General features: G+C 71.9%; 22 protein-coding genes and 1 pseudogene. 10 read left to right on the top strand and 13 right to left on the bottom strand.

What is annotated here, in order from left to right:
* Positions 1 to 89: 89 nt before the first annotated feature.
* From ACFC09_RS41700 to ACFC09_RS41690, 3 genes are all read right to left on the bottom strand, one after another.
* Positions 90 to 341 carry a lipase family protein gene (locus ACFC09_RS41700; protein ID WP_376537620.1) on the bottom strand — a complete coding sequence of 84 codons (252 nt, stop codon included), beginning with the start codon at positions 339 to 341 and terminating at the stop codon, positions 90 to 92.
* A gap of 81 nt (positions 342 to 422) precedes the next feature.
* Positions 423 to 647, bottom strand: a complete 225-nt coding sequence (locus ACFC09_RS41695; protein ID WP_376537642.1) for a hypothetical protein — start codon at positions 645 to 647, stop codon at positions 423 to 425.
* Positions 548 to 955 (bottom strand): lipase family protein, encoded by a 408-nt coding sequence (locus tag ACFC09_RS41690; protein ID WP_376537618.1) that lies wholly within the window; start codon positions 953 to 955, stop codon positions 548 to 550. Before ACFC09_RS41690 ends, ACFC09_RS41695 begins: the two co-directional genes overlap by 100 nt.
* 44 nt (positions 956 to 999) lie before the next feature.
* Between ACFC09_RS41690 and ACFC09_RS41685 the strand changes: the two genes are divergently transcribed.
* Entirely contained in the window at positions 1,000 to 1,599 is a 600-nt protein-coding gene (locus ACFC09_RS41685; RefSeq protein WP_376537616.1) for a DinB family protein, read from the top strand.
* Between the two features lie 126 nt (positions 1,600 to 1,725).
* On the opposite strand, the gene ACFC09_RS41680 is transcribed toward ACFC09_RS41685, so the two are convergent.
* A complete protein-coding gene (locus ACFC09_RS41680) occupies positions 1,726 to 2,403 on the bottom strand; it encodes a DUF429 domain-containing protein (protein WP_376537614.1) in 678 nt (225 codons plus the stop codon).
* Between the two features lie 576 nt (positions 2,404 to 2,979).
* Here ACFC09_RS41680 and ACFC09_RS41675 point away from each other — a divergent pair.
* The gene (locus tag ACFC09_RS41675) at positions 2,980 to 5,538 is read left to right on the top strand and encodes an MFS transporter (protein ID WP_376537612.1); all 2,559 of its coding nucleotides are present in this window, start codon (positions 2,980 to 2,982) and stop codon (positions 5,536 to 5,538) included.
* Positions 5,539 to 5,794: 256 nt separating this feature from the next.
* Here ACFC09_RS41675 and ACFC09_RS41670 read toward each other — a convergent pair whose 3' ends face one another.
* From ACFC09_RS41670 to ACFC09_RS41660, 3 genes and pseudogenes are all read right to left on the bottom strand, one after another.
* Entirely contained in the window at positions 5,795 to 6,049 is a 255-nt protein-coding gene (locus ACFC09_RS41670) for a non-oxidative hydroxyarylic acid decarboxylases subunit D (RefSeq protein ID WP_376537610.1), read from the bottom strand.
* A 29-nt stretch (positions 6,050 to 6,078) separates the two neighbouring features.
* Positions 6,079 to 7,503: a non-oxidative hydroxyarylic acid decarboxylases subunit C gene (locus tag ACFC09_RS41665; RefSeq protein WP_376537608.1), complete on the bottom strand. Its 1,425-nt coding sequence runs from the start codon at positions 7,501 to 7,503 to the stop codon at positions 6,079 to 6,081.
* A 64-nt stretch (positions 7,504 to 7,567) separates the two neighbouring features.
* A pseudogene (locus ACFC09_RS41660) lies at positions 7,568 to 8,137 on the bottom strand (non-oxidative hydroxyarylic acid decarboxylases subunit B); the annotation flags it as partial.
* Between the two features lie 80 nt (positions 8,138 to 8,217).
* Here ACFC09_RS41660 and ACFC09_RS41655 point away from each other — a divergent pair.
* Positions 8,218 to 8,688 carry a MarR family winged helix-turn-helix transcriptional regulator gene (locus ACFC09_RS41655; RefSeq protein ID WP_376537606.1) on the top strand — a complete coding sequence of 157 codons (471 nt, stop codon included), beginning with the start codon at positions 8,218 to 8,220 and terminating at the stop codon, positions 8,686 to 8,688.
* A 334-nt stretch (positions 8,689 to 9,022) separates the two neighbouring features.
* Here ACFC09_RS41655 and ACFC09_RS41650 read toward each other — a convergent pair whose 3' ends face one another.
* Positions 9,023 to 10,066, bottom strand: a complete 1,044-nt coding sequence (locus ACFC09_RS41650; protein ID WP_376537604.1) for an NlpC/P60 family protein — start codon at positions 10,064 to 10,066, stop codon at positions 9,023 to 9,025.
* A gap of 294 nt (positions 10,067 to 10,360) precedes the next feature.
* On the opposite strand from ACFC09_RS41650, the gene ACFC09_RS41645 reads away from it, so the two are divergent.
* On the top strand, positions 10,361 to 11,104 hold the full coding sequence (locus ACFC09_RS41645; RefSeq protein ID WP_376537602.1) for a FadR/GntR family transcriptional regulator: 744 nt from the start codon (positions 10,361 to 10,363) through the stop codon (positions 11,102 to 11,104).
* A gap of 438 nt (positions 11,105 to 11,542) precedes the next feature.
* Positions 11,543 to 13,006: a family 43 glycosylhydrolase gene (locus tag ACFC09_RS41640; protein WP_376537600.1), complete on the top strand. Its 1,464-nt coding sequence runs from the start codon at positions 11,543 to 11,545 to the stop codon at positions 13,004 to 13,006.
* A 111-nt stretch (positions 13,007 to 13,117) separates the two neighbouring features.
* Here the strand turns inward: ACFC09_RS41640 and ACFC09_RS41635 are convergent, their stop codons facing one another.
* The 4 genes from ACFC09_RS41635 to ACFC09_RS41620 form a co-directional block, all read right to left on the bottom strand.
* Positions 13,118 to 13,969 carry a S1 family peptidase gene (locus tag ACFC09_RS41635; RefSeq protein ID WP_376537599.1) on the bottom strand — a complete coding sequence of 284 codons (852 nt, stop codon included), beginning with the start codon at positions 13,967 to 13,969 and terminating at the stop codon, positions 13,118 to 13,120.
* Between the two features lie 135 nt (positions 13,970 to 14,104).
* Positions 14,105 to 14,506, bottom strand: a complete 402-nt coding sequence (rbsD, locus tag ACFC09_RS41630; RefSeq protein WP_376537597.1) for a D-ribose pyranase — start codon at positions 14,504 to 14,506, stop codon at positions 14,105 to 14,107.
* Positions 14,507 to 14,672: 166 nt separating this feature from the next.
* Entirely contained in the window at positions 14,673 to 15,023 is a 351-nt protein-coding gene (locus ACFC09_RS41625; protein ID WP_376537595.1) for a hypothetical protein, read from the bottom strand.
* A gap of 266 nt (positions 15,024 to 15,289) precedes the next feature.
* Positions 15,290 to 16,504, bottom strand: a complete 1,215-nt coding sequence (locus tag ACFC09_RS41620) for a chitinase (RefSeq protein WP_376537593.1) — start codon at positions 16,502 to 16,504, stop codon at positions 15,290 to 15,292.
* Positions 16,505 to 16,753: 249 nt separating this feature from the next.
* Between ACFC09_RS41620 and rpmG the strand changes: the two genes are divergently transcribed.
* Both rpmG and ykgO read left to right on the top strand, forming a co-directional pair.
* A complete protein-coding gene (gene rpmG / locus ACFC09_RS41615; RefSeq protein ID WP_376537591.1) occupies positions 16,754 to 16,918 on the top strand; it encodes a 50S ribosomal protein L33 in 165 nt (54 codons plus the stop codon).
* Positions 16,919 to 16,970: 52 nt separating this feature from the next.
* Positions 16,971 to 17,093, top strand: coding sequence for a type B 50S ribosomal protein L36 (ykgO, locus tag ACFC09_RS41610; RefSeq protein ID WP_376537589.1), 123 nt, complete (start codon positions 16,971 to 16,973; stop codon positions 17,091 to 17,093).
* A 114-nt stretch (positions 17,094 to 17,207) separates the two neighbouring features.
* On the opposite strand, the gene ACFC09_RS41605 is transcribed toward ykgO, so the two are convergent.
* Positions 17,208 to 18,554 carry an aspartate aminotransferase family protein gene (locus ACFC09_RS41605; RefSeq protein WP_376537587.1) on the bottom strand — a complete coding sequence of 449 codons (1,347 nt, stop codon included), beginning with the start codon at positions 18,552 to 18,554 and terminating at the stop codon, positions 17,208 to 17,210.
* A gap of 89 nt (positions 18,555 to 18,643) precedes the next feature.
* On the opposite strand from ACFC09_RS41605, the gene ACFC09_RS41600 reads away from it, so the two are divergent.
* The 3 genes from ACFC09_RS41600 (at position 18,644) to ACFC09_RS41590 (ending at position 25,453) form a co-directional block, all read left to right on the top strand.
* Positions 18,644 to 19,549, top strand: a complete 906-nt coding sequence (locus ACFC09_RS41600; RefSeq protein WP_376537585.1) for a LysR substrate-binding domain-containing protein — start codon at positions 18,644 to 18,646, stop codon at positions 19,547 to 19,549.
* 229 nt (positions 19,550 to 19,778) lie between these two features.
* Positions 19,779 to 22,202: a beta-L-arabinofuranosidase domain-containing protein gene (locus tag ACFC09_RS41595; protein WP_376537583.1), complete on the top strand. Its 2,424-nt coding sequence runs from the start codon at positions 19,779 to 19,781 to the stop codon at positions 22,200 to 22,202.
* A 29-nt stretch (positions 22,203 to 22,231) separates the two neighbouring features.
* Positions 22,232 to 25,453: a TIM-barrel domain-containing protein gene (locus ACFC09_RS41590; protein ID WP_376537640.1), complete on the top strand. Its 3,222-nt coding sequence runs from the start codon at positions 22,232 to 22,234 to the stop codon at positions 25,451 to 25,453.
* The last annotated feature ends 55 nt before the right edge of the window (positions 25,454 to 25,508 follow it).

Here is a 25,508-nt window from a genome sequence, read left to right as displayed (position 1 = left end):
CGAGGGCTCCCGGCCGCGGGGGCTCCCGGCGGGGGCGGAGCGGGCCGATGCCGGCAGCACGGCCCGTCCCACCTGCCGGCCGTCCTGGCTCAGCAGGTGCTCGGCGCGGCCTTGCCGGCGAACCGGTCCGCGAGCCACGGGACGCCCTCGGCGCTCGTGCCCGTCCTGGCGGCGACATGGGTGGGGATGTGGTTGATGGTGAACTCCACGGTCACACCCAGCCGGCACCAGTCGGCGGCCAGCCTCTCGCCGGCCCGGTGTGGGACGACGTCGTCCAGGACACTGTGCGAGAGCAGGACGGGTAGGCCGGGCCCGCGCTCGCCGAGCCGCTGCCGCGCCACGATCCTGTCCCACGGGGCGTGCCGGAGACGATCCGTCAGCGGCTGTCCGTCCACCGTGAGGGTGCGGGATCGACAGCCGGCTTACGAGCAGCCGCCGGGACCGGGACCAGGACACGACAGGCCCATCAGGAACGGGTAGGCGCCGACGGCCTGGGCCGTGCACCGGTTGTCCCGCAGGTCACGGGTCACCTGCCGGCCCCGGGAGTTCAGGTACGGGTCGATGTCGACGCCGTACGCGGCGCCGAGCCCGGCGAGGGCATAGGGGAGGAGCGCCGCATACGCGGAGCCGTCGAGGCTGTCGGCCACCGTGTCCAGGTCCGCGGGGGCGCGCCGACGACGGCGCCCCTGACGTTCAGCTCCGGCGCGTAGGTGCGGGCGAGTTCGGCCGCGGAGGCCGCCGCCGCGCCGCCCTGGGAGTAGCCGTAGAGAGCCACCGGTCCGGAGTCGGGGAGGTGTGCCGCGGTCAGACGCCGGGCCGCCCGGACGGAGTCCAGGACCGCGCGGCCCTGCGCCTCGCGGTCCAGGCAGGTGTGGACTCCGGGTGTGCCCAGGCCCTGATGGGGCGGCCTTGTCCTCACTCCGCCCGCCCGGCGGATGACGCTCCCGCGCGGCATCCGGCCGAGGCCCGGTGTCGGTGCCGGGTGCGAGACTGCCCGCCATGGTTGAACCGGACCCGAAAGCGGACCTTCACCGCTATCTGCAGGACGCCCGCGAGGCCCTGCTGTGGAAGCTGGACGGACTGTCCGAATACGACGTCCGCCGCCCGCTCACACCCACCGGCACCAATCTGCTGGGGCTGGTCAAACATGTCGCCGGGGTGGAACTGGGGTACTTGGGCGACGCGTTCGGACGGCCGTACTTCGACGGGGAGCCGCCGCCCTGGTGGTACACGCAGGACGCCGAGACCAACGCCGACATGTGGGCCACCGCCGCAGAGTCGCGGGAACAGATCGTGGAGCTGTACCGGCGGGCCTGGCGACACTCCGACCGCACGATCGAGGCGCTGGCACTGGACGCGACGGGCCGCGTTCCCTGGTGGCCCGAGGAGCGGCGCGAAGTGACGCTGCACCACGTCGTCGTACGGGTGATCGCCGAGACCCACCGGCACGCCGGCCACGCGGACATCGTGCGTGAGCTGATCGACGGGGCGGTCGGTGAGCTGAAGGGCAAGGACGGCACACCGTCCGGTGGGCGGGCCTGGTGGGAGAGCTACCGGCACCGGCTGGAGCAGGTGGCACGGCAGGTGGGCGACGGCTGACGGCGCCCGCCGCCGCGACACTCGCGCGTCCGCCGGGGCGACACTCGCGCGTCCGCCGGGGCGGCGCCCGGCCGACCGGCCCGGCGCGCCCGGCCGTTCAGCCGCGGCGGACCCGTCCGGCTCGCTTCAATACGTGATGGTGATCGGGCGGCCCGCCGCGTCGCGTTCCGGCGGGTCGGGGAGGCGGACGGAACGGGCGGTGGCGACACGGTGGGCGGACCACGCCGCCGCGGCGGCGTCGAGGACGTCGTCCGCCGGTACGGTGTCCGCCGCGCCGAGCGCGTCGGGCAGCGACATGCCCTGCCGGGCGAGGAGCGCGCGGCGCAGCACCTGGCCGCCCCAGCTCCGTTTGCCGTGGGCGAGGGGCGTGCCGGCCATCGCGCGGAACGCGACCTCGGGGTGGACCTCGTGGATCCGTTCCGGGTCGAGGGTCCAGCACTCGCGTGCGTCCAGGACCTTGGCGCGCAGGGCGAACGCCTGGCGGCTCAGTCCGTTCCCGGTGAGGTCGCGGCAGAGGGAGTTCGCCGCCGGGTGGTCCGGCACCTCCCAGACCGGCCGGGGCGGGGCCATGAAGACGCTGCTGTGCCGGGCGCCGAGGAACGCCTTCGCGGCGCGGTCGGCCGCGCGCCAGCCGGACTCCGGCAGGCCGAGCGGGATGTCGACGCCGACGGCGGTCGCTTCGGGGCAGCGGAGAAGCAGGTCGGCGAGGCGGGCGGCGACCAGGCTCCCGGCGTACCCGCCGTCGGTCAGCCGGATCCCGACCCACCCCTGCCGCCCACAGGCGTCGACACCGACCACATCCATGAAAGCCACCTTCGGCACGAGCGCACCCCGTCGTCCGCGACGTTAACAGGGGCGCCGGATATCGACAGTTTCGTTCTGTAAAGTCCCTGTGCTATTGCGGGCGGGCGGTCCTCCCCGCTCCTGGCCGGAGGGCCCGTGCCCCTCCGGTTTGACGGTTCTTGACGGCTTGTTTGCAAAGTTTGCTCGTATAATTGCTTGAGGCATACAAATGCGCAGGAGGGGCAGCGGGGATGAACCAACGGACCACGGCCGGGGATCCGGTACACCCGGCGAGGGACCCGACCACCCGCTGACCGTCGCCGACGCCCAAGCGGCCTCGGCCGCAACGGCCATGACGGCCCCGCTCCCGTACGTCAGCGAGGGCGGACGGGCCGTGTACGGGAACCACCGGCGTCCGCGGGACGCCACAACGAGGCGAACGGGGCGCACCCCGCCCGATGCCCGTCCCAGGGACCGGAGTTTTTCCACTCGACCTGCTGCCGGCGCGCCTCGACGACGAACTTCTGGAACGACACAACGCGCGGCACGGCCCCCGAGGCGGTCAGGGATGCCGGCGGACCAGGGAGAAACAGCACGATGAGCCATGCCGCGTCGCCGCCCCGAGTGGGGACCGCGCCCAGAACCTCACCCGGCGGACTCAGCCACCGGCAGATCCTGACCATATTGAGCGGCCTGATGCTGGGCATGTTCCTGGCCGCGCTCGACCAGACCATCGTCAGCACGTCGATCCGGACCATCGCGGACGACCTGCACGGCCTGAGCCAGCAGGCATGGGCGACCACCGCCTACCTGATCACCTCGACGATCGCGACGCCGCTCTACGGCAAGCTGTCCGACCTGCACGGCCGCAAGCCCTACTACCTCGCCGCGATCACCCTCTTCGTCATCGGCTCGGCGGCCTGCTCCTTCACCACCTCGATGACGGAACTGGCCTGGTTCCGGGCCTTCCAGGGGCTGGGCGCGGGCGGCCTGATGTCCCTGGCGCTTGCCATCATCGGCGATGTCGTGCCGCCGCGTGAGCGGGCCCGCTACCAGGGCTACATGCTCGCGACCTTCGGCGCCTCCAGCGTGCTCGGCCCGCTCATCGGCGGCTTCCTCGCCGGCCGGGGCAGCATCCTCGGCATCACCGGATGGCGCTGGGTCTTCCTGGTCAACGTCCCCATCGGCATCGTCGCGCTGTTCGTCGTCGCCCGGGTGCTGAACATCCCGCACACCCGCCGCAACCACCGCATCGACTGGTGGGGAGCCCTCACCATCGCGATCGGCGTGGTGCCGCTGCTGCTCGTCGCCGAACAGGGCCAGGGCTGGGGCTGGACGTCGCGGAACTCCCTCGTCTGCTACGCGATCAGCGCGGTCGGCATCATCGCCTGGATCCTCGTCGAACTGAGGATGGGCGACGAAGCACTGATCCCCATGCGGCTGTTCCGCAACGGGATCTTCAGCCTGACCAGCATGGCCGGCGTCGTCATCGGCATGGGCATGTTCGGCGGGATGCTGCTGATCCCGCAGTACCTGCAGATCGTGAAGGGCGCCAGCGCCACGAAGTCCGGCCTGGAGATGCTGCCGCTCGTGGGCGGCATGATCGTCGCCTCGGTGATCTGCGGCCAGGTGACGTCCCGGACCGGCCGCTACAAGATCCTCCCGATCATCGGCAGCGCCCTCATGGTCGCCGCCATGCTGCTCTTCTACTACCGGGTGCAGTGGGACACGCCGCTGTGGCAGACCATGCTGTGCATGGGGGTCTTCGGCCTGGGCCTGGGCAGTTCGCTGCAACCGCTCGTCCTCGCGGTGCAGAACGCGGTACCGCCACGGGACATGGGCGTGGCGACCTCCTCGTCCACCTTCTTCCGCCAGATGGGCGGCACGGCCGGTACGGCGGTCTTCCTCTCGGTGCTGTTCTCCACCGTCACCGGGAACATCTCCTCGGCGTTCAGGTCCGCCGCGTCCACCCCCCAGTTCCAGGCGGCACTGAACGACCCGGCGGTGCTCTCCGACCCGGCGAACAAGCCCGTACTGGACATGCTCGACCACCCGGGCGGCTCGCCCGGCTCCGACGTGCTCTCCGACTCCTCCTTCATCCAGTCCCTGGACCCGCGCCTGGCCCAGCCCTTCAAGGAGGGCTTCGCGGACTCGATGCACACGGTCTTCCTGCTCGCCGCGCTGGTGGTGGCCCTCGGTTTCCTGATCATCCTGTTCATCAAGGAGACTCCGCTGCGCCAGGTCTCCGGCATAGAGGCACAGGCCGCCGCGGACGCCGCCGGCGCCACACCGGCGGCCGTGTCCGAACCGGCCGACCGGGCCGTCGACGCCCCCGCGCCGCAGCCGGCGGCCGGGTTCGCGGCGGCGGGTGGCACGGGCGTCCCCACCGGCGGCGACGTCATCCGCGGCCGGGTGCACACGGCTGACGGCACGGGGGTGACGAACGCCATGCTCACCCTGATCTCCCTCGGCGGGCAGCAACTGGGCCGGACGGCCGCCGGACCCGACGGCAGCTACACCCTGGCGTCGCCGGGCTCCGGTTCCTACGTCCTGATCGCCGCCGCCGACGGACACCGGCCCCGGGCGACCACCATCGTGGTCGGTGCGGAACCGCTGTCCTACGACGTGCTGCTGACCGGCGGCGGTGGCCTCGCGGGAACGGTCACGGGAGGGCTGGGCGCCCAGCCCGTCGAGGGCGCGATGGTCGTGGTGACCGACCTCCGGGGCGAGGTCGTCGCCACCGGGAGGACCGGGAAGGCCGGTGACTTCTCCTTCGCGGATCTCACCGCCGGCGACTTCACCGTCGCCGTCAACGCCGCCGGCCAGCGTCCCGCCGCCCAGCTCGTCCGGGTCGGCGAGACGGGCACCGCCCGGCTGGAGATCGCCTTGCGGACCGGAGCGCGCGTCGGGGGGACGATCCGGACGGGCGCCGGTCGGCGGCCGCTGGCGGACGCCCGGGTGACCCTCCTCGACGCGGCGGGCAACGTGGTCGGCGCCGCCGTCACAGGGGCCGACGGCGCCTACGCCTTCACCGACCTGGACGCGGGCGAGTACGCGGTCGTCGCGAGCGGCTACCCGCCGGTGGCCGCCGCCGTCACCATCGGTACGGGCGGGGCCGGGGACGTCGACGTGGAACTGAGCCATCCCGAGGGCTGAGGTCACACGGCGGACGCCGGGGCACGGCCGACCCGCCCGACGGCCGCGGCCGTTCCGTCACGTCGGGCACGCCCGGCGCGGCCTCCCCGGCCTTCCCACCGTCCTGCCGGTGACGTGCTCGTCCAGTCGACCCAGCACGACGGCGCGGGGTGCGGCGCGGGCCGCTCGCCCGCCGCGGAAAGATCCCGGGCCGCCTTTGCGGCCCTGACCCGGAGGTGCGTTCAGGGGCCGCCGCGCCCGCAGGCCGGTCGGGTGGTCACGACGAGGGGCGGGGATCGGCGTCGTGCCGCAGCGGTGGGACGGCGGGCACTTCGGTGGCGCCTTCGATGTCGGCCCGGGTCATGCGGAACTCCTCCGGGTACGCCCGCCTGCTGCTGCGGCGGGCCGGTTCCGTGGTGCGCCAGGTGTAGAGGCAGTCCTGGCACTGGTGGACGTCCCACACTCCGGGGACGGGGGAGGTGGCGAGTCGTTCGGTGCGGGTCGCGGCGCAGCGCGGGCAGGTCGTGGTCACGGCGGGGCCTCCAGGGCGGGGCGGGCGGGTCAGCGGGCGGCGCGCAGCGCGTGCAGCTTCGCCGCCCAGTGGGGGGTTTCGGGCAGGTCGGAGACCGGTTGGGAGTAGTGGCCGCGGAGGTCGGGCGCCGCCGGGGTGGTCGCGTCGATGAGGACCCGGTGGGTGATGCCGGGCGGCTGGGCGCCGGGGTCGAGACCCATGATCGGGAAGTTGGGCAGGACGACCAGGTCGCACGCGGGGTTGACCTTGGTGGACAGCGCCCACATCACCTGGGGAAGATCGAAGGGGTCGACGTCCTCGTCGACAACGATGACGATCTTGCAGTAGCCCAGGCCGTGCGGGGTGGACATGGCCCTGGTGCCGAGCGCCTTGGCGAAGCCGCCGTAGCGCTTCTCGGTGGAGATGACGACGAGCATGCCGTGGGTGTGAGTGGCGTTGACGGCCTGGACCTCGGGGAACTCCGCCTTGAGTTGCTGGTAGAGCGGCACGCAGGTGTTCGCGGCGGTCAGGAAGTCGACCTCGGTCCAGGGCATGCCGAGGTAGAGCGTCTCGAAGATCGGGCTGCGGCGGTGGGAGATCCTGTCGATACGTATCACGGGCATGCTGCGGCCACCGGAGTAGTGGCCGGTGAACTCGCCGAACGGGCCCTCCAGCTCGCGGGCACGGGCCAGGACGACGCCTTCGAGGACCATTTCGCTGCCCCAGGGGACGTCAAGCCCGGTGAGCGGGGCACGGGCGATGGGGGCCGGGGCCCCGCGCAGCGCGCCGGCCAGGTGGTACTCGGACTGGTCGTAGCCGAGCGGGGTGGAGGCCACGACGGAGATGACGGGTTCGTTGCCGAGCGCGATGGCGATCGGCAGGTCCGCACCGCGTTCCTCGGCCTTGCGCAGGTGGATGGCGGCGTCGTGCATGGGGACCGGCTGGAGGCCGAGCCGGTCGCGGCCCTTGATCTGCATGCGGTAGATGCCGACGTTCTGCTTGCCGAAGTCGTCGGGATCGTCCGGGTCACGGGTGACGACGGCGGCCTTGTCCAGGTAGAAGCCGCCGTCGCCGTCGTTGAGACGGAACAGGGGCAGCGCCCTGAACAGGTCGACCGCGTCGCCCTCGGTGCTCTCCTCGGCCCACAGCGGATTCGCGCGGCGCTCCGGTTCGACCGGGAAGTCCTGCCAGCGGCGGCTGAACTCCGCCACCTGCTCCTTCGGGCCGGTGGTGGGCGGCAGACCCAGGGCGAGGGCATGGTTGGCCCAGGAGCCGTGCACGTTCAGGGCGATCCTGGCGTCGGTGAAGCCGGTGACGTTGTCGAAGTACAGGGCGGGGGCCGTGTCGCCCATGCGTGACGCGGCGTTGGCGGCGGCGCCGAGGTCCGGCTCGGCGGCCACCTCCTCGGTGATGTTCAGCAGTTGGCCGTGGCGTTCCAGCTCCGCCAGGAAGGAGCGCAGGTCGTCGTGGGGCATGGTCTTTCGTCCTCTCAGGCGGGTCGGCGGCCGGGCGTTCGGCGCGCTGGACCACCTCGGTGCCGCGGGCGTGGGCGATCCCGCTCCAGCGGCGGGCCCTCGGGGAGGGCAGGTCGAACTGGTCCAGAACGCGGGTGACGATGTGGTCGACGACGTCGTCGAGACCGGTGGGATGGTTGTAGAAGGCGGGCATCGGGGGCACCATGACCACGCCCATGCGGGACAGGGCCAGCATGTTCTCCAGGTGGACCGTGCCGAGCGGGGTCTCCCGCGGCACCAGGACGAGCTTCCGGCCTTCCTTGAGCACCACGTCCGCGGCCCGCCCCACCAGTCCCTCGGCGTAACCGGCCCGGATCCCGGCGAGGGTCTTCATGCTGCACGGGACGACGATCATCCCGTCGGTGCGGAAGGAGCCCGACGAGATCGCCGCGGCCTGGTCCGCCGCCCCGTAGGCGACATCGGCGAGTCCGGTCACGTCGCGGACCGTGTACGGGGTTTCCAGCTCGATCGTGGCGCGGGCCCACTTGCTCAGGACCAGGTGGGTCTCCACCGTGTCGAGGCCGCGCAGCGTCTCCAGCAGGCGCACCCCGAGGGGCGCGCCCGTCGCTCCGGTCATGCCGACGATCAGGCGCATGGTGACCTCGCCGCTCCCTTCGACGTTCGTACACATAACGTTAGTGTACGAACGATTCGTAAGCACACTAACATGCGGGCATGGAGATGGAGCAGTCGTCGTCCGTTGCCCCCGGTCAGGGTCCTGGCGCAACGCGCGTCCCCGAGATGCACAGCAGGACGTTCCACCTGATGAGGCGGGTGCTCCAGGAGCACGGCGCCCACTGGCAGGGCCGGCTGCCGCACCTGACCAAACCCCAGTACGCGGTGTTGCGGGCGGTCGGCGAGCAGCCCGGCATCGAGCAGTCAGCCGTGGCCGTCTCGGCCGGCATCGACAAGGCCACCCTCGCCGCCGTCCTGCTCCGCCTGGAGCAGCGTGGCCTGATCGTCCGCACCGTCGACCTCGCGGACCGGCGCCGCCGCCTGGTCCACCTCACCGACGAGGGCGACCGGGAGATCCGCCACACCTTCCCGGTGGCGGCCGAAGTGGACGCCGTCCTCCTGGACCGCCTCACCCCCAAGGAGCGCACGCAGCTCCAGCACCTCCTGACCAAGCTCACCGACACGCCCTGAGCGCCGGGTGCCCGGACGGGGCGGGCGCTCCCCCCGCGGACGGATCGAGGCCGACTGCGCGGCCGTCGGCCCTCGCGAAAGACGCCGAGCGGCCCTCGCGAAAGACGCCGAGCGGCCCTCGCGAAAGACGCCGAGCGGCCCGCGGGAAGCGGCGCGCGCCGCGGCCCGGCCGCCCGTGGAGCCTGAACCCGTCGTGGTCGGAACATGTGCTGCGGCCGACCGGGTTCTTGACGGCATATGACAGCTCGTTATGCGGTCATCCGCGCGGCGTGCCTGCTACCTATGCTGCCCATGAAGCAAAAGCAATGCCCCCCCGACAGTGACGGGCCGCGGATCAGTGAGCCCTGAGGAACCGTTCGGCGCCCCAGTAGTCGGAGCCGAACCGGACCGTGGTGATCCGGACCGGGGTGGCCGAGTCGTACGCCTCGATCATCTGCTGGTTCCCGATGTACATCGCCACGTGGTAGATCGAGCCGGTGCCCTTGTCATCGGCGTAGAACAGCAGATCGCCCGGCCGCAGGTCGGCCTTGTCGACCTTCCGTCCGCCTCTGTGGAGGGCCTGGGCGTCGGCGTCCCGCGGGATGTCGACGCCGTTCGCCTCGTACACCGTGGAGGTGAAGCCGGAGCAGTCCACGCCGAAGCCGGACCGGCCACCCCACAGGTAGGGCACGTCGAGGAACTTCTTGGCGTAGTTCACCAGGTCGGCGCCCGTCGGGTACGGGACGTCCTGCTCGCCGTCGTAGACGTCGACGTCCTTCGCGGACACCCACTTCGCACCGTGGGCCGGCGTGTTCACCAGCACCGCGTCACCGGCTCGGGCGAGTTCGGGCAGGCGGGTGTTGTTGCTGAGGCGCAACGACTTCGAGTGCAGTCCGCGGTCGTCGTACAGCCAGGCCGCCGTGGTGTCGTGGACCAGCGCGAACGGCCGTTTCGCGGCCGTGGCGGCGAAGCCCGGGTCGCCGGTCAACTGCGCCTTGGGCACCCAACCCGGGTAGCCGAGCGGGTTCTTCGGGGAGGACTGGCCGGGCACCGCGACCTCGGCCCACGCGCCCTGTTCGGCCAGCACGTACACGGGATGTCCGTAGAGCACCTGGGTCTGGGTGAGGTTGTCGTCGCTCAGCCCCTTCTTGTCGGCCAGTGTCAGGCCGGCCAGCCACTTCGGCACGTCCACGGGATCGGTCAGCGCGGGCGCGTCCACCGGGCGCGGGCTGTCAGGGCCGGTCCACACGGTCGCGACGGACACGTCGACGTACGCGGTGGGCGGTCTGCCGGTCCCGGCCGGGGCGGCGGCGGTCGGCGTCGCGAACACGGTGGCCAGGGCCGCGGCCGCGGTCGCCACGGCGACCGGCCGGCTGCCGTGATGGAGCTTCGGTGTCATCGGGTTCCTCTCTCGGCCTTCACGGGATTGCCTCCGGCATCGCCGGCGAGTTGGACGATGCCGAGTCCGGGGAGCGGGGACAGGTCGAGCCGCGGCCGTTGCCGCCTCGGTCAGCCGATCGGTGGCTTCCCGGTGGCCACCCCCGCGGCGCTGGTCACCACGGGCCACCTCCTGGACGCGATCCTGCGGCGGCGATCTCGACCGGGTAAAGGTAACAAGACTTGACCTTAAAACCTGTGTGATTGTCTCCGCTCTGGCAGGCTCGGGGTGAACGCCTGTGACGGAAGGGGGCAGATGCATCACGAGGAGGGGCCCACGGGCCGGGGCGGCGCGTCGGGTGGCCTGGGCCCGGTCCGGGTCGCCAGCGCCGTGGACGAGGTCGCCGACCGGCTGCTCACCGCGATAGCCCTGGGCGAGTTCAGCGTGGGCGAACGGCTGCCCACCGAGCGGGAACTGGCTCTGACGCTCAAGGTCAGCCGCCCCACGGTGCGCGCCGCCATCGCGCGCCTGCGGGAGATCGGCCGCCTGGAGGTGGTCCGTGGCCGCCGGGGCGGCCATTACGTCCGGGCCGCCCGGCCGGTGGAGTCCGCGTCGGCGACCCAGCGTCCGCTGCCGCCCCGTTGGGAACGGACGACGGTGTTGTTCGACACCCGCGGGCTGATCGAGTCGCTGATCGCACGGACCGCCGCCGAGCGCCGCGACCCGACGGACATCGAGGCCATCACGGCCGCGCTGGAGGCGTACGCCGCCGCGGCCGAGCCGACGCAGATCCGGCGCGCCGACGCCGCGCTGCACCACGCGATCACCCGGGCGGCGAAGAACGAGCCACTGGCCGTCTACAGCCACCAACTGCTCCAGGACACCGACGCCGGATTCCCGGTCGAGCCCCACCGGGGCGGTCCAGCGCAGCGCGCGCTGCGCGATCACCGGGAACTGGTGGACGCGATCGTCGAGGGCGACCCCGACCGGGCGGCCACCGTGGCCCGGCGCCATGTCGCGCTCACCGAGCGGACGCTGCGCGAAACGCGCGCGGGATGAACATCCGGACGGAGGAGGCCCGTTACGGACATCACTGGTGGTCGACGGCGGAACTGGCCGGCACCACGGAGAGCGTCCGGCCCAAGGGGATGGCGTCCTTGCTGCCCGACGTGCTGACCACGGCGGGTCTCGGCCGGGGGCCCCTGCATCTGGGCGACTTCGACGAGGACGCCGATCCGGAACAGGCGGGCGCCGGTGCCGCTCGCCGGTGCCGTTGCGTCGCCCGGCTTCCGGGTGCCGCGTGGGCGACCCGCCGCGTCCGGCGGAGGCGTGCCCCGGAGCCGCGCGGTCGCGAACGAACCGGGCGGGTCCGTTTACATCGACGCGAACGAGCCGGGCGGGTCCGTTTACATCGATGTAATTGCGGTGATGCCATAGATGCACGACAGCTGAAACGGACGATACTCCGGGCACTTGCGCAGAGGTGGGGAGCCGCTGATGCAACGTCAGTCCAGAAGTACTTTGCTGACCGTCCTGTTCGCCCTGCTGATCGGCTTGGCCGGTGTCGCACCGGCCCACGCGCGCGAGCCGGTGCCGCAGGCCCACGCGCCGGAGCCGGCGGCCAAGGCCACCGGCACGTTCCGGAATCCGCTGAACACGGGACCCGACCCCTTCATGGCGTACGCGAACGGGGCCTACCACCTCACCACCACGCAGGGCGGCAGCATCAAGATGTGGAGTTCGCCGTCGCTCGGCACCCTGCTCGACGCGGACCCGGTGACCGTGTGGACCGACACCGACCCCTCGCGCAACCAGCACATCTGGGCGCCCGAGTTCTACCGTTTCGGGGACCGCTGGTACCTGTACTACACGGCCGACGACGGTGTGGACGACCACCACCGGCTGTACGTCCTGGAGTCGGCGGGCGGCGATCCGGCCGGCCCCTACCACTTCAAGGCGAAGCTGACACCGCCCAACCACGCGAACGACTACGCCATCGACCCCGGCGTCTTCCAGCACAACGGAAAGCTCTACCTGGCGTACGCGGGGATCAACCCCTACCAGCACAACGGGCTGAACATCGCCCCGATGTCCAACCCCTACACGGTCTCCGGAGACGCGGTGGCCCTGAACGCCGACGGCGGCTGCCCGGAGGTCCGCGAGGGCCCCGAGTTCCTCGACCGCAACGGCCGTACGTGGCTGACGTACTCGACGTGCGACACCGGCAAGCCCGACTACCAGGTGTGGATGCTGTCCCTGCCGGCCGGCGCCGACCCCCTGACGCCCGGCAACTGGCAGCAGCACCCCGGCCCGGTCTTCTCCCGCGACGACGCCAAGGGGGTCTACGGCCCCGGCCATCACGCCTTCTTCCGGTCGCCCGACGGCACGCAGGACTGGATCGTGTACCACGCCAAGACCACCGGCAGCTACACCTACGGCAACCGCACCACCCGTGCCCAGCGGATCGGCTGGCACCCGGACGGCAGCCCGGACCTCGGCAGCCCGCTCGCCCTGGGCGCGACGCAGGACCTGCCGTCCGGAGACCCGGGCAACGGCAATTACTGGATCAACGACGACGGCCGCTCCAGCGGCACCGGCCAGATCGCCTACCAAGGTGTCTGGAACTCGGGGACGGGCTGCGCCGCGCAGTGCTTCTGGAGCGACGACCACTGGAGCGACCGCGCGGGCAACACCGCGACCTTCACTTTCACGGGCACCCGGATCGCGCTGCTGTCCGTGCGGGACACCGGCAACGGCATCGCGGCGATCAGCGTCGACGGGGGCACCGAACAGCGCGTCGACTTCTACGGGTCGCCCCGGACGGGCGAGACACTCCAGTACCTCAGCCCGCGTCTGCCCTCCGGCCGGCACACCCTGCGCATCCGGGTGACAGGGGAACACAACGCGTCGTCCACCGCGTCCTTCGTGAGCGTGGACCGGGCGGAGGTCTACACCGACTGAGGACGACCGGGGCGCCACCGGCCCGGGGCGGACGGCACAGGTACGACGGCGGGCGCACAGACATACCGGCGGGACCGGTCCGATGCGCGGCGGGCCGGCCACCGCCCCGGGTCAGTACACGCTCAGGCCATGGGCGTCGAGCGCTTCCTGGATGGGCTGGTAGTAGCTGACGCCACCGGCGGCGCAGCTGCCGGAGCCGCCGGAGAGGATGCCGATGACCTTGTCACCCGCGTAGAGGGGCGCGCCGCTGTCACCGGGCTCGGAGCAGATGTCGGTCTGGATCAGCCCGTAGACGATCTCGCCGTTCCCGTAGTTGACGGTGGCGTTCAGCCCGGTGACCCGGCCGCAGCTGACGCCGGTCACCGCGCCCCGCCGGCAGACGCTCTGGCCGACGTAGGCGGTCGCGGTGCCGGTGACGTCGACCGTGCCGATGGTGCCGGGGTGCGGCACGGACGCGTCGGCGTAGCGGACCACACCGAAGTCGTCACCGGGGAAGCTGCTGGCCGTGGTGGGCCCGATCGCCGTGGTCAGGGCCGATGTGGTGTACCAGGTGGGCAGGCCGTCGGTGCAGTGGCCCGCGGTGACGAAGTAGTACGCGGAGCCGGCCTGCACATTGACCCCCGCGGTGCACCGGCGGGCGGAGGAGTAGACGCCGTCGCCGCCCGAGAGGAGGGGACGGAGCCGGCCGCCGGTCCGTTCGACGCCGACCGCGCTGCCGAGGCCGCGCAGCCTGGCCAGCTCCGCGTCCGTGACACCGGAATCGGCGAGGACGTGTGTCGTGCCGGTGCTCTCGTCCACGACCCACGCCGTCCCGGCGATCCCCAGGGACGCGACGGCCGGGGCCCCGGCGACGTGCGCACCGGTGTGGGGGAGTGCGGCGGCGCCCGAGCCGGACACCGCGAAGCCCCCCACGACGAACAGACCCAGCAGGAAACGCCCCACGGCGCCACGGCGTGCTCTCATCACCCAAGTCCCCCTCGGGAGAATCCGGTCAGGCAGGGGCACGAGCCGTCGCCCATTGTGCCGCGGCGCCGCTTTGCCGGACAGACCGTCTTCGGCCGTGCCGCCGGAGCAGGGAGGCGACGTACGGGACGTCCGCTACCGGTCGGGGGTGAACGCGACGCCCGCGCGGCAGAGCACGTTGGCGAAAAAGCTGTCCTCGCCGGTGCGCACCGCGAACTTGACGTTCCTGACCCGTTCCTTGAACTCGTCGTGGGTGACGGGTTCGGGTTCGAGCCCCAGGGAACGCAGCGCGGCGTGGACGGCGGGATTGGCTTCCCGGACCTGGTCGGTCACCCAGCTGTGCTCGACCACGATCTGCCCCAGCGCCGTCTCGGCGACGTCCAGGAACGAGGGCCGGCCGTACCGGTAGCCGAGATCCACGAGGGGAGTGCCGGGCGCCAGGGGCAGCCCGGCGTCGCTGATCACGAAGGTGTCGGTGTGCCGCAGACCAGCGATCAGGCCGGCCAGTTCCTGATGGATGATGCCGCCGCGTAGCACGGGCTCCACTCCTTTCCTGCCGCTGCGGATGACGGTGCGTCACCGGCCGCCTCCCCGGGCGAGGGCGGTCCGCCCGGGGACGGGACGGCACCGGCCACCGGGTCGCCGGCGGGGTCGACCGGGCCGGTCGTCACCTCGGCCCGTGACCTCGGCCCGTGGAGCCGGGTCAGGCATGTACGGACCCTTCGACAGCGCCGGTGATCAGCCCGGCCAGTTCGTCGCCGGTGGTGTCGCCGACGCTCCGCCGGGCGGCGGTACGCCCTCGCCGCAGCACGTACGCGGTGTCCGCCACCCGCAGCACCTGCGCCATGTCGTGGCTGATCAGCAGCACGGTCACGGCCGCCTCGCGGAGCCGGCGGACCAGCTCCTCCACGGCGGCCGTCTCCCGCACGCCCAGCGCCGCGGTCGGTTCGTCCATGATCACGAGAGTGCGGCCCCAGTTGGCCGCCCGCGCGATGGCGATGCACGAGGCGGCACCGAGCACCACCGCGCCGACCGCGACGGGCTGGTAGTTCACCCGCCTCGCCCCGCACACGGAGGCCGCACAGGACTTCGTCGTGAGCGTCCCGGCCGGGACGGACCCGGGTGACAAGCTGCTGCGCGCGGTGGCGGCGCTCGACGGGGTGGCCGACGCGGAAAGCTGGACCACGCTCACCACCCGCACGTAGCCCGACGGGGGTCCGAGGACTTCCCGGCGTGTACGGCGGCCGCGGAGGGGCAGGCCGTACGCCGGGCCCGCGAGTGGGTGCGGGTCCGGCGCACGGCCTGCCGGCGGGGCTGCCGTCAGCAGGTGCCCTCGTCCTGCCAGGGTCCCCACTCCGAGGCGCCGGGGACCTCGTTCTGGGTCCACCACTTGGCCTTCCAGTTGTGCTTGTCGTACGAGACCTCGTCGCCGCCCACGTAGGCGGTGGCCGAGTTCCAGGCCGGCTTGCACGAGGTGCCCGGCGGCGTGGGGGTCGGGGTCGGGGTGGGCGTGGTGGAGGGCGGCGTGACTCCGGCGAACTGCACCGAGTACTTCGCGAAGTCCCAGGCGTTCTGCGCCACGCTGGAGCAGGTCCCGGACGTGCGGCCGCCGTTGTCGACCGGCGTGCACGGGCGGTCGCGGTTGAGCGACCAGAAGGTGAAGCGGTCCATGTGGTGGCTGGTGGCGAAGTCCAGCACGGTCTGGAAGTCGGACTGCGCGAAGTACTCGCCGGTGTCGCTGCGGCCGTTCATCCCGGAGAAGCCCTCGTGGGCGTAGGCGGTCGCCTGGTCCCAGCCGAAGGTGGACTGAAGGATCGCGTTGAAGTTGGTGAGCGCGCCGGTCTGGCTCGCGGCGCCGTTGAACCCGCCGTCGAAGGGCATGATGGAGAAGTTGTTCGGCGTGAACCCCTGCGACTTGGCCTCCAGCAGCATCTGCTTGCCGAACCAGCCGGTGCCGTCGGCCGTGCCTGCCGTGGTGACGGAGACGTACAGGCCGGGGTTGTTCTGCTGGAGGATCTTCGCCGCGCCGATCTCGTTCTTGATCGCGGCGGTGTTCTCGTACTCGGGCTCCTCCAGGTCGAAGTCGACGGCGCGCAGGCCGTACTTGGTGATGACCTGCTGGTAGGCCGCGGCGGTGGAGGCCGGGTCGGCGCAGGTCTGGCCGAGCTTGGTGCCTCCGTAGCCGCCGATGGAGACGGAGACGTCGCCGCCCTTGGCCCGGATCCTGTCGATCACCGACTGCACCGCGGTGTCCGAGGACACGGGGGCCGTGCCGCCCCACGTGGGCGAGCAGCCGCCGCCGTCGGGGGCGAGGACGAACGCGAGCTGGAAGGTCTTCAGGCCGGTGGCGTCCATGATGGCCGTCGCGTCCGGCGGGTCGTTGTCCAGCGGCATCAGATAGGGGGCGGCGGCGTACCAGCGGTCGCTCAGCGCGGCTGTCGCGCCCGCGGCGTCACCGGCGACGAGCGCGGTCGAGCCCGCCGCCGCTAGCGCGACGGCGGCAGCCGCTCCCAGACATGCGTGAAGACGTCTCACTGCTGCCTCCAAAGGGGGTGGGGGAGTCGCCCCAGCCTCAGTGAGGTGTTGAGTTCACGTCAATGACCTGGACTAGACCAAAGCAGCTCTTTGGACTAGACCATGCCTGCGCTTTACCGTCGCCGGAGGGACGGGTCCTGCCCCGGCCCGCCGGGGAATGGGACCGCGGGTGCCGTTGTTGTGGCGGACGTGGCAAGGCGGCTGGCATGGACGGAACAACGTCGCCGCCGCCCGTGGAAAGGAGGCCGCATGGCGCGCAGCACGGTGCGTCCCGTCGTGACGCTGAAGTCGACGGCGGGCACCGGCGTCACCTACGTGACCCGCAAGAACCGTCTCAACGACCCCGACCGGCTGGTCCTGCGCAAGTACGACCCGGTGGCGGGGGAGCACGTCCCGTTCCGCGAAGCCCGCTGAACGGCGGCCGGGCGGAACAGAAGGCCGGGCGGAACAGAAGGAGGACACGGTCATGAAGGTCAGGAAGTCCCTGCGGTCCCTGAAGTCCCAGCCGGGCTCGCAGGTGGTACGGCGACGGGGCGTGACCTACGTCGTCAACAAGAAGAACCCGCGTCTCAAGGCCCGCCAGGGCTGACGAACGCGTCGGAAGGCGAACGCGTCGGAAAGCCGGTACCGGCCCCTCCCGCGGCTGCCGCCGTGGGAGGGGCCGGCGCGTTCCTGCTCGCCCGCGGCAGCGCAGGCGGGGTGGTCAGAGCAGGGCGCAGGCGTCGCCGATCGCCTCGTCCAGGATCGCCAGCCCGAGCGAGATCTCCTCCTCGGTGGCGGTCAGCGGCGGTGCGATCCGGAACACCCCGCCCATGCCGGGGAGCTGGACGATGTTCATGTGCAGGCCCAGTTCGAGGCAGCGCCGGGTGACCCGGGCTCCCAGCTCGTCCGTGCTCCGCCCGCTCTCGCGGTCGACGGCGAGTTCGAGCCCGGCCAGCAGGCCCCGGCCGCGGATGTCGCCGACCACCGCGTGGCGCCGGGCGATGTCCCACAGTCCGTCGCGGAGGAACCCGCCGAGCGACCGGGCGCGCTCGTCGAGCCGGCCGGCGGTCAGGACGTCCAGGACGGTGTTGCCGACCGCGGCCACCAGCGGGTCGGCGACGTGCGTGGTGAAGAACAGGAAGCCGCGCTCGTGCGCCTCGTGCTCGATCTCCGGGCTGGTGACCACGGCCGCGAGGGGCAGCCCGGCGCCGAGCGTCTTGGACAGGGTGAGGATGTCGGGGACGACGCCGTCGCGCTCGAACGCGTACCAGGTCCCGGTGCGGCACAGACCGGTCTGGGCCTCGTCGAGGATCAGCAGCATGCCGCGCTCCCGGCACTTGGCTTGCAGGGCGGCGAAGTACCCGGCCGGCGGCTCGATGACGCCGCCGGAACTCAGGATCGGTTCGACGATGCATGCGGCCAGGCTGCCGGTCGACTGGGCGTCGATCAGGTCGAAGGCGAAGTCCAGCTGGCGGCGCCAGTCCAGCGAGCCGTCGGCCGTGGTGAAGTCGGGCCGGTAGGTGTTCGGCACCGGGATGGCGAAGTTGCCGGGGGCACCCGGGCCGTAGCCCTTGCGGCCGGCGCTGTACGTGGCGGACGCCGCCGCCTGCGTCATGCCGTGCCAGGACCGGGCGAACGAGACGATCTCGTGCCTGCCGGTGACGAGCTTGGCCATCCGGATGGCGGCCTCGTTCGACTCCGCTCCGGTGGTCAGGAGCAGCACCTTCTCCAGCGGCTCCGGCAGGGTGCCGGCCAGGCGGCGGGCCAGGTCCACCACCGGGCGGCTGAGCATGCCGCTGTAGAGGTGGTCGAGGGTCGCGACCTGCCGCTGGACGGTCTCGACGATCGCCGGGTGCGAGTGCCCGAGGATCGCGCTCATCTGGCCCGAGGTGAAGTCGAGGATCTTCCGGCCGCCCGCGGTGTACACGAAGCTTCCGGCGGCACGGTCGATGATCTCGGGGCTGAAATCGCCGCCGTAGCGGATGAGGTGCCGGTCGGTGTCGGCCCAGAAACTCTCGGCGAACGACAGGTCGGCGGTTGCGGAGGTCAGGTCCTTCGGAGCAGCCATGCCGCGACGGTACGACGCGTACGAGCAACACGTCCATCTCACATTTCCGGCTTTCCTGTTCGGTGGAACCGCACAACAATGTGAGGGTGATGAATCCCTGGAGGCTGCGGTTGCTGAGCCAGCTGGACGCGCTGGGCACCGTCCGGGCGGTCGCCCAGGCCGCCGGCCTGAGCCCGTCGAGCGTGTCCCAGCAACTCGCCGTGCTGGAGGCCGAGACCCGCACCCAACTGCTGGAGCGCACCGGCCGCCGGGTCCGGCTGACCTCGGCCGGACTGATCCTCGCGCGGCGGGCGCGGGCGATCCTCGACCACATGGACAGCGTCGAGGCGGAGCTGCGCGGATTCGGCGAGGAGCCGTCCGGGCTGGTGCGGCTCGGCGCGTTCCAGAGCGCGATCCACACCCTGGCCGTCCCGGCGGTCTCCCGGCTGGCGCAACGGCATCCGCACCTCGACGTCGAACTGCTCGAACTGGAACCGCACGAGAGTCTGCTCGCGCTGCGCAGCGGCGAGGCGGACGTCGTCATCACGACCACGGACTTCGACGAGCTGCCGCTCGGGCCCGACCTCGACCTCGTGCAGCTGGCCACGGACCCGGTCCTGCTGGTGGTGCCGCACGGGCATCCCGCGGCCGGACGCGGCCCCGTGGACCTCGCCGCCTGCGCGGACGAGCCGTGGGCGTTCGACATGCCCCAGTCGTACATGGCCGGTCTCGCGCTGCGGCTGTGCCGGCAGGCAGGGTTCGAGCCGCGCGTGGTGTGCCGGTTCAGCAACTACCTGATGACGCTTCAGCACGTCGAGGCCGGGCTGTCGATCACGCTGCTGCCGGGGCTCGCGGTCGACCGCCGGTACCGGGTCACCACGAGGGAACTCGCCGCACCCGTGACCCGCACGATCACGGCGGCGACCCGGCGCGGCGCCCCGCCCCGGGCCGCGGTGCACGCCGTGCTGGACGCGCTGCGCCACCAGCCCTCCCCACCGCTCCCGGACCGTGAGTGACAGGGCGGGTCACCCGACCTCCTGACCCGCTCGTCGACCTCCCGGCGCTTTCGCCGCCCGGCGGACCTCATGGGCGCCGCCCGCATCCGCACGCCTCCAACACCTCGTGCGGGACACCTGGACAAGCCACCGGGGGCGTGCTGTCATGCCAACTGCCGCTGTTTTCAACGTTGTACAAGGTTCTCAAGGCTCAGGTGGACCCGCCCCCCTCTTCGTCTCTGGAGCCGCCGTGCATCCCTCCTCCTCTCCTCGCAGACACCGTGCCCCGACCAGACGGCACTTCCTGACCGGTACCGCACTCGCGCTCAGCGCCACCGCACTGGCCGGGCGGCTCGGACCCGCCGCCGTGGCCCAGGGCCGGGGCACGGCGCTCGCCCCGGTCGCCTTCACCCGGCTCGCGCCCGGCAGCATCACCGCACGTGGCTGGCTGGCCGGGCAGCTGAGGCTCCAGCTCGACGGGTTGTGCGGCCGCTACGAAGGCCGCTCGCACTTCCTGGACTTCGACGCCACCGGCTGGGTGCACCCGGACAACGACGGCTGGGAGGAGGTGCCGTACTGGCTGCGCGGCTATGTGCCGCTCGCCGTCGCCACCCGTGACCCGGCCGCGCTGGACACCGTCCGCCGCTGGCTCGACGCCGTCCTCGACACCCAGCAGAGCGACGGCTTCTTCGGCCCGCGCAAGCTGCGCACCGCCCTGGTCGGCGGCCCCGACTTCTGGCCCTTCCTGCCCCTGCTGATGGCGCTGCGCACCTGGCAGGAGTACTCCGGCGACCAGCGGGTGATCCCGTTCCTCACCCGCTTCCTGGCCTTCATGAACGCCCAGGGCGAGGACGCGTTCAAACACAGCTGGGTCTCCTACCGGTGGGGCGACGGCCTGGACATCGCCCTGTGGCTGTACGACCGCACCGGCGACGCCTTCCTGCTCGACCTGGCCGACAAGATGCACACCCACGGCGCCGACTGGACCGACGGCATTCCGACGCCGCACAACGTCAACATCGCCCAGGGCTTCCGCGAGCCCGCCCAGTACGCCCGGCGCGCCGGCTCGGCCGAGCTGACCCGCGCCGCGTACCGCACCTACGACTCGGTGCTCGGCAGCTACGGCCAGTTCCCCGGCGGCGGCTTCGCGGGCGACGAGAACTACCGGCCCGGTTTCGGCGACCCCCGGCAGGGCTTCGAGACCTGCGGCATCGTCGAGTTCATGGCCAGCCACGAACTCCTCACCCGCCTCACCGGCGACCCGGTGTGGGCGGACCGCTGCGAGGACCTGGCCTTCAACATGCTGCCCGCCGCCCTCGACCCGCAGGGCCGGGCCATCCACTACATCACCAGCGCCAACAGCATCGACCTCGACAACAGGGTGAAGTCCGAGGGCCAGTTCCAGAACGGCTTCGCCATGCAGTCCTTCCAGCCCGGCGTCGACCAGTACCGCTGCTGCCCGCACAACTACGGCATGGGCTGGCCGTACTTCAACGAGGAGCTGTGGCTCGGCACCCCGGACGGCGGCCTGGCCGCCGCCCTGTACGCCGCCTGCCAGGTCACGACCACCGTGGCGGACGGCGTTCCGGTCACCGTCACCGAGGACACCGACTACCCGTTCGACGAGACGGTCAAGCTGACGGTGTCACCGTCACGGAAGGTCTCCTTCCCGCTCCAGCTGCGCGTCCCCGGCTGGTGCGCGGACCCGCGGGTCACGGTCAACGGCCGTGCGGTAACCGCCCGTCCGGGACCCGCGTTCGTACGGATCGAACGCACCTGGTCGGCCGGTGACGTCGTGGTCGTGCGCCTGCCCCAGCGCACCACCCTGCGCACCTGGCAGACCCAGCACGGCGCGGTCGGCGTCGACCACGGCCCGCTCACCTACTCCGTCCGGATCGGCGAGGAGTACGTCCGCTACGCCGGCACCGACGCCTTCCCCGAGTACGAGGTGCACGCCACCACACCCTGGAACTACGGTCTAGTCGCCGGCACCACACCCGAGTTCACCCGCGCGAAAGGACCGCTCCCGGCCAACCCCTTCACCCACAAGGGCACCCCGGTGCGCATGACCGCGAAGGCCCGCCGCATCCCCGAGTGGATCGGTGACGACGAGCACGTCGTCACCCCGCTCCAGCAGAGTCCCGCCCGCAGTGCCGCACCCACGGAGACCGTCACCCTGGTCCCGATGGGCGCCGCCAGACTGCGCGTCACCGCCATTCCGACCACCTCGCCCGACGGCCACCCCTGGACACCGGAGCCGGCCTTCCGGCGCGTACAGAACAAGCACAGCGGCAAGGTCCTCGCCGTGGACGGCATGTCGACGGCCAACAGCGCGCGGGTGGTCCAGTTCGACAACACACCGACCGGAGACCACGCCTGGCAGCTCCTGGACCGGGGCGACGGCTGGTACGCGATCCGCAACGGGCACAGCGGCAAGGTGCTCGGCGTCGACGGCATGTCCACCGCCGACAGCGCGATCGTCGTCCAGTTCGACGACAACGGCACCGACGACCACCTGTGGAGGCTCGTCGACAACGGCGACGGCTGGTTCCGCGTCCGCAACAAGCACAGCGGCAAGGTCCTGGGCGTGGACGGCATGTCGACGGCCAACAGCGCCCAGGTGGTGCAGTTCGACGACAACGGCACCGACGACCACCTCTGGAGACTCCTGTGAACCGCGGGCCGCTGCGCCAATGGACCACCATGGCGGGGGTCACCGGCCTGCTGGCGACCGCGGTCGTCTGGTCCGGACAGGCCACCGCCGGACCACAGGGCGGCCTCGGCGCTTCGACGGTACGGTCCGGAGCGGCCCGGTTCGAGGTCCTCTCGCCCACCCTCGTCCGCACCGAGTACGCGGACGACGGCGGCTTCCTCGACGCGCCCACCTTCAACGCCGTAGGCCGTGACGGCTTCGCACCGACTCCCTTCACGACGACCACGTCCGACGGCTGGCTCACGCTCAGGACGAGCGCCCTGACCCTGCGGTACAAGGTGGGATCGGGCCCGTTCAGCACCGACAACCTCACCGTCGCGGTCACCGCGGGAGACCACCGGGTGACCGCGACCCCCTGGCGGCGCGTCGTCTGCACCACCGGCGCGCTCTGCGAGGCGGAGGACCTGTCGTACGACGGCGTCACGACCGCCACCGACCACAAGGGCTTCACCGGCACGGGCTTCGTCGCCGGTTTCGACAACCAGGGCGACACGCTGACCACGGACGTCGACGTCAGCACGGCCGGCTCCTACACACTCGCCGCCCGCTACGCCAACGCGGGCGGCGGGGACGGGAAGTACGAGACACGGACGCTGACCCTCTCGGTCGACGGAACGGACCGGACGCTCAGGCTGCCGACGACCGCGAACTGGGACACCTGGAGCGTGGCATCGCTTCCGGTTCAGCTTGCCGCGGGCCGGCACTCGGTCGTGCTGAAACGGGCGCCCACCGACTCCGGCCAGGTCAACCTCGACAGCCTCGCGCTGCTGGGTGCGGACGGCGGATATCCACAGCCCTCCGCCAAGGCGGCCGTGGACTGCCGCTTCGGCACCGGCTGCGAGGCCGAGGCGGGCCGCACCACGGGCTCGGCGATCGTGGCGGCCGACCACGAGCACTTCGCCGGCCAGGGCTTCGTCGCCGAACTCGGCCAGGGCTCGGCCCTGTCCGCGCCGGTGACCGGGATCCCCGCCGACGGCACGTACACCCTGCACCTGCGCTACGCCAACGGCCTCGGCGGCGACGGCCGGCACCAGACACGGACGGCGACCGTCGCCGCGGGCGGCGCGGAGCAGCAGGTGTCGCTGCCCGCCACCGACGACTGGGACACCTGGAGCACCGTGTCCGTTCCCGTCCGGCTCAAGGCGGGCGCCGACACCCTCACCCTGCGCTGCCCGGACGCGACGAGCTGCCACGTCAACGTCGACACACTCGCGCTGACCCGGCCCGGCCGGCCCGCCCCGCCCGCCCACCTGGCGCTCGGCGGCTACCGCCGCGGCCTCGACGGCGTCGACGGCGACCGGGGCAGCGTGCGGACCACACCCGGGCTGCTCCACCAGGACGGCTGGTACCTGCTCGACGACACCCCGTCAGCGGTGTACGACGCGGCACACCGGACGTCGCCCGGCCCCCGGCCCGACCACCACGGCCGCCCCTACCAGGACGGCTACGTCTTCGGCTACGGCCACGACTACGACCAGGCGCTGTCCGATCTGGCCACGCTGACCGGGCCGAGCGAACTGCTGCCCCGCTGGGCCTACGGCGTGTGGTACTCGGAGTACATGGACCGCACCGCGGCCGACTACCGCGACACCGTCCTGCCCGCCTTCCGCGCCGAGGGCGTCCCGCTGGACGTCCTGGTCGTCGACACCGACTACAAGTCCCCCCACACGTGGAACGGCTGGGAGTTCGACCGCGCCAAGTTCCCCGATCCCGAGGGCTTCTTCGACTGGGCCGCCGCACAGGGCCTGCACACCACCCTCAACATCCACCCCAGCATCCTCGGCACCGATCCGCAGTTCCCCGCGGCCATGGCCACGGCCGAGAACAAGCTGAAGAACACCGGCTGCTGGTCCGCACCCGGCGGCACGCCCTGCTACACCTTCGACTTCGGCGACCCGGACCAGCTCACGGCGTACCTGGACCTGCACCGCACCTTCGACCGGCAGGGCAACGACTTCTGGTGGCTGGACTGGTGCTGCGACGGCTCCCGCTCCTCGCTGCACGGCGTCACCCCCGACGCGTGGATCAACCAGCAGTACGCCACGACCGCCGACGCGGCCGTCGGCCGGGGATTCGTCCTCTCCCGCGCCTACGGATCACTCCAGACCGGCGTGTACAGCGGCCCCACGGGCCTGGCCACCGGCCCCTGGGCGGACAAGCGCACGACCGTCCACTTCACCGGTGACACCTCGTCCACCTGGGGCACCCTCAAGGCCGAGGTCGGCTACACACCCGGCGAATCGGCGGCCACCGGGATGTCCGCGATCAGCCATGACATCGGCGGCCACAACGACACCACCGGGCTGGAGGGCTCGGAGACCTACACCGTCGACGGGCAGACCCATCACACCAAGAAGCTGCCCGACGACATGTACGCGCGGTGGGTCCAGCTGGGCACGTTCCAGCCCATCGACCGCCTGCACGGCGCGCACAGCGACCGGCTGCCCTGGCAGTACGGCCCCGCGGCACGGGCCTCGGCGGACAAGTTCCTGCGCCTGCGCGACCAACTCGTCCCGTACACCTACACACTCGCGCAGGAGGCGAGCACCACGGGCGTCCCGGTCGTACGGCCGACGTACCTGGAGTACCCGGACGAACCCTCGGCCTACGCGGCGGCGGACACCGAGTACTTCTACGGACCGGACCTGCTCGTCGCGCCGGTGACCGAACCCGGCGCAACGGCGAGCACGACGGTGTGGTTCCCGCCGGGCCGGTGGACCGACTACTTCACCGGCAAGGTCTACGAAGGCGGCACGACCCAGCGGGTCACGGCCGACCTGGACACCATGCCGGTGTTCGTCAGGGCGGGCGGGATCGTCCCGACCCGCACCGACGCCGCCGCCGCGACGTCACCCCTGACCAGGGCCACACTGACCATCGCCACCGGTGCGTCCGGTTCCTGCCGCCTGTACGAGGACGACGGCACCACGGCCCTGCCCGCGCGGAGCGCGCGGACCACGATCCGCTACACCGAGTCCGACCGCGAGCACACCGTACGCATCGGCCCGGCTTCCGGAGCCTTCCGCGGACAGGCGGCCGAGCGGGAGTGGACCGTCACGTTCCGCGGTGTCACCGAGGCACCCCGCGCCGTCTCGGCCGACGGCGAATCCCTGTCCCCGCACACCTACGCATGGAGCAGCGCGCAGCACACCTTGACGGTCGAACTCCCCGCCCACAGTGTGCGTACCCCGGTCACTCTGACCTACCGGTGACGCCGCACCGGCGTCGGGGAGACCTGACGGCCGGCGCCCCGGGCCAGGCTCGGGG

Origin of the sequence: Streptomyces sp. NPDC056161, from assembly GCF_042268025.1 — a bacterium.
Classification (GTDB): Bacteria; Actinomycetota; Actinomycetes; order Streptomycetales; family Streptomycetaceae; genus Streptomyces.
This window is presented reverse-complemented; position numbering and strand designations above follow the sequence as displayed.